The 4,170-nt window shown below is 66.5% G+C and carries 3 protein-coding genes and 1 pseudogene; all 4 read left to right on the top strand.

The genetic code is table 11. From position 1 onward, the window contains the following. Positions 1 to 508: pseudogene (locus EOA79_RS30120) on the top strand (UvrD-helicase domain-containing protein); the annotation flags it as partial. A gap of 101 nt (positions 509 to 609) precedes the next feature. Then, positions 610 to 1,071: a DUF6791 domain-containing protein gene (locus tag EOA79_RS34330; RefSeq protein ID WP_348631874.1), complete on the top strand. Its 462-nt coding sequence runs from the start codon at positions 610 to 612 to the stop codon at positions 1,069 to 1,071. 195 nt (positions 1,072 to 1,266) lie between these two features. Next, positions 1,267 to 1,728, top strand: a complete 462-nt coding sequence (locus tag EOA79_RS30110) for a DUF6527 family protein (protein ID WP_128161235.1) — start codon at positions 1,267 to 1,269, stop codon at positions 1,726 to 1,728. 213 nt (positions 1,729 to 1,941) lie between these two features. Further along, positions 1,942 to 4,170: PD-(D/E)XK nuclease family protein (locus tag EOA79_RS30105; RefSeq protein ID WP_128293567.1), on the top strand; the 2,229-nt coding region annotated here is incomplete at its 3' end.

Raw genomic sequence — 4,170 nt, 5'->3', positions numbered from 1 at the left:
CGAGATGGGCCATGTCGAGCTTGGCGACGATCCAGATGGCGAATCGGTGCCGACGATCGACACGGCCCGTGCGGCCGAGCCGTCGCCGGTCGGGATGGATCGGGTTGTCGACTATGGACGCAAGCAACAGCGCGAAGTCCAGATGGGTCTGTTCGCGCGCGAGTTGCTGCTTCCTCGCCCCGTCGTGCGCATGCTTCATGTCGACGATCGGCTTTCCGCGTCCGCCATCGCCGCGAAGCTCGGTGCACCGTTCGACGTCGTCACGCAGCAGTTGTTAGACGCTTTGCTGCCGCCGCCAATTCCGCCGACGACCGCCGCCGCGCATGTCGAGCGGCCATTGAATCCACTGCAAGCCGCGGCGGCAGCGCATCGCGGTGAAGCCTATCTGCTTGAAGCGGGTCCCGGCACCGGCAAGACCCAGACGCTAATCGCGCGCGTCGAAGGCCTTCTGGAAGAGGACGTCGATCCGCGGCGCATCCTGCTCCTGACCTTCTTGAACAAGGCGTCGTCCAGCAGAAGTGCGGTCATCTCGTCATGCGCGAGGTGCCCTATGTCGATGCGCACCGCAGGTGAGCATTGGCACCCTCATCTCCAGCCTCACGCTGGCTGGTGATCGGACCGGACGCCCGACACCCACGTCGTTCACTGAAACGGCGACTTCCCTTGCCATGCCGATGGAACACCGATCCAGGGGATATCGCACGCGGCCGGCGCGTTCGACCTCGCCACGGCCTGAAGGCGACGCACGCCTTCTCCAGCAAGCCGGACTGCGGCTACACGGACTACCACCACAAGATGACGAGCTACGTGAATATGATCGCCGGGCCGGCCGCGGTGGTGAAGGCTGGGGCGACGCCGCGCACCTTCCGCGAACCGGAGCCGGAGGAAGACAGCGTCTTCAACTACGTCGAGACCGCCTCCGACCGGGTCGGCATCGGCGCCCTGAGGAGCGGTTCGTCAACGAGCGGGTCGCCATCATCGGCGGCGGCGGCACCGGTGGCTACATCCGTGAGTTCGTCGGCAAGACGCCGGTCCGCGAAATCCGGTTGTTCGACAGCGACGAGTTCCTGACCCACAATGCGTTTCGCGCGCCGGGCGCCCCGAGCCTGGAGGAACTGCGAGAGGCGCCGAACAAGGTCGAGTATCTGAAACGCATCTACAGCCGGATGCACCGGAACATCGTGCCGCACGACGTCGAACTCGGCGCCGACAACCTCCACCTTCTCGATGGCGTCACCTTTGCGTTCCTATCCCTCGACGCCGGTGATGCAAAGCGGTCGATCGTGGAGAAGCTCGAGGCGATCGGCGCGTCGTTTCGTCGAGCACATCCCCGAGCGCCTCGACGCGGGCATTCTCTATGTTTCGATGGAGTATGCGACATCGGCGCACAGCTGCTGCTGCGGTTGCGGCGAAGAGGTGATCGCGCCCTTCACGCCGACGGACTGGAAGATGACGTTCGACGGTGAGACCGTCTCGCTGCGTCCATCCATCGGCAATTGGACGCTGAAGTGCCGGTCACACTATGTGATCGACCGCGGCCAAGTCATCGAAGCCGGTCCCTGGGGCGACAAGCAGATCGAAGCCGAGCGTCGCCGTGATCGCGTTGCCAAGGCGCGCTTCTACGGGCATTCGCCGAAGGTCGAACCTTCCGCTCAGCCCGCGCTACCAAAGGCCACACCAGGTTTCTGGCGACGTCTCTGGAGCCGCATATCGGGCCAACCATACTAATAAACTTGTGGATTACATTCCATCCGAAGCATCTCGCCCGGCACTCTACTGTCGGACTGCTATTGAGAGCTCTACGAATGAGTCCGTCTCCGCAAAAACTAAGCCTCGCGACAGATGCCTCCGCACAACTGTCACGCGCTCGCCAAGCGCGGCAGCACCGGCGCTGAGCCGGCGCCCCGATCAGACCAAGCCTCAGAAGGAAGGCAAATAATTATGGCCATCGCCAGCCGGTCCACCTTGGTCGTTCACGGTCGCCTCGCCATGCGGGAAGGCCGCCTGGCGGCGGCCCGCGACGATCGCCACGGCCTGCAGGTCATGTCTTTCGAGCAGGCGGCCGTTCGGCTCGCCGGCGGCTTCGCCCAGCCGATCGACGATGAGAATCTGCGCGTCGCCATCCAGGCGGCCCTGCCCGCGACGCCGATGGGCGAGCTGGAGAGCATCAAGTCGCTCCCCGGCATGATCGATTCAGCGGCCGACACGCTATACAAGGCTTGGCGCGCTGGTATCGACCTGGCAGCGCGAGCAGCCGACCATCCGCGCCTTGACGCCATTGCGCGCTTGGAAGCGGCAGTCCTCGAGCAGCTTCCGCCCGGTATGATGCGTCCCGTCGACATCGTCGCAGGTGCGACCAGCCGTATCGCCCATGCACCTGCCGTTCTCGGCCCCGTGGAGATCGCCGGCCTCACCGAACTCTCGCCCTGCTGGCGGCCGCTGCTGAAGGCGCTCACCGCGCACATCCCCGTGCAATGGACGGCTCGATCGAGGAGCGTTCCCGCGTGGCTGGAAACCACGGGCGTCAACGTCTCGCGATCGTCGGCGGAAGCGCCGGAAATCAGCGCCGTCAGCGCGGCGACAGCCTATCACGAAGCCATCGAGGCCATGCGTTGGGCGCGGTCGCTTCTCGCCTCCGGGCGCGCGGTGCCGTCCGGCATCGCGATCGCCACCACCTCGCCCGCCGATTATGACGATCACTTCCTCGCCCTGCGCGCGGATGCCAATATCGACATGCACTTCGTCCATGGCGTCAGGGCCGTCACCACCCGCGAAGGCCAGTCCGCCGCCGCGCTGGCTGACATCGTCGTTCGTGGCCTGTCGCAGTCGCGCCTGCGCCGACTCGCGGCGCTGTGCCGGGACACCGGCCCTTTCGGGGCTCTGCCCGATGGCTGGCTGCGCGTCTTGCCGACAGATGCCCCCCTCTCGACGCACGGCGCCTGGAACCGCCTGCTGGCCAAGCTGAAGCCCGAGGACTGGCCCGACGGCGCGGATCACGCTCCGGCTCTGCGCGCGGCTGTCGAGCTGCTTGCAAAAGGACCGGACGCCGCAGCGGACATCGGCGAGGCTTTCCTCAAAGGTCGGGCGCTCGCGATCTGGCGCAAGGCGCTGCTCGCCGGACCTGGCGCCTCAATCGACGCCACCCTGGAAACCCTGAAGCAGGATGACGGGCTGGAAGCGTGCGTGTCCGTTGCATGGATGCCGGCGAGCGCACTCGCGGCGTCGCCCCGCCGTTTCGTGCGGCTGATCGGCCTCAACTCCTCGCGCTGGCCGCGCGGGATCGCCGAAGACCGGCTGATCCCGGACCATATCATCCCGACCGCCGTGCTCGATCCGCTTCCGGTGAGCCTCGCCGATCGCCGCGACTTCGACACGATCCTGGCGACGACGGGCGGCGAAGTCGTCCTTTCGCGCGCCCGGCGCGACAGCGACGGGCGCCTCCTGGGAGGCAGCCCGCTGCTCGCCGGGCATCGCGAAGAAATCTACCTCCGCCGCAACGCCGTGCCGGTGCATGCTTTCAGTGAGACCGATCGTCTCATGGCCCGGCCACAGGAGTTCGCAACCGATCCGCAGGCGGTCAGCGCGCAAAGCTGCTGGCGAGATTGGCGGCGTCCCGAAATCACAGCCCATGACGGTCTCATCCGGGCAGATCATCCGCTCGTTCTCGCCATCCTCGGCCGGACACAGTCGGCCAGCTCGCTTCGCCGCCTGCTGCGCAACCCGCTCAGCTTCGTTTGGGTTTATGCATTCGGATGGCGCGAGCCACAGAGCAGCGCCGAGCCGCTGGTGCTCGACGCACTCGATGTCGGCGACCTGGTCCACATGCTTCTCGACCGTGCCTTGCGCGATCTCGAAGCTGCGGTCGGACTCGCTTCCGCCGACGCGGACGCGATCGAGGCGGCGGTTGCCCGGGCCGCGCAAGCTGTCGCCGCCGACTGGGAAAGCGAGCGTCCTCTCCCACCGGGTGTCATCTGGGGGCGGACCTTGGACGACGCCCGCTTGATGGCGGGCCGCGCGCTGTCCTACGGCGACGATCATCTGCCAAGCGCCCGCTCCTATGGCGAGGTGCCCTTCGGCGGCTCAGAGCCGAAATCCGAAGCACAGTTGCCGTGGGACCCCGGCGCGCCGGTCACAATTCCCGACGCTGGGTTCAACATCGCCGGCTATATC

It is taken from the genome of Mesorhizobium sp. M1A.F.Ca.IN.020.03.2.1, from assembly GCF_004023205.1.
GTDB lineage: Bacteria > Pseudomonadota > Alphaproteobacteria > Rhizobiales > Rhizobiaceae > Mesorhizobium.
The sequence above is the reverse complement of the archived record's forward strand: the minus strand, read 5'-3'. Positions and strand labels throughout refer to the sequence as shown.

What these genes read in the sequence shown, in the direction of transcription:
- EOA79_RS30110 (WP_128161235.1), top strand. Translation starts at nt 1,267, where the DNA reads ATGCAAAGCGGTCGATCGTGGAGAAGCTCGAGGCGATCGGCGCGTCGT.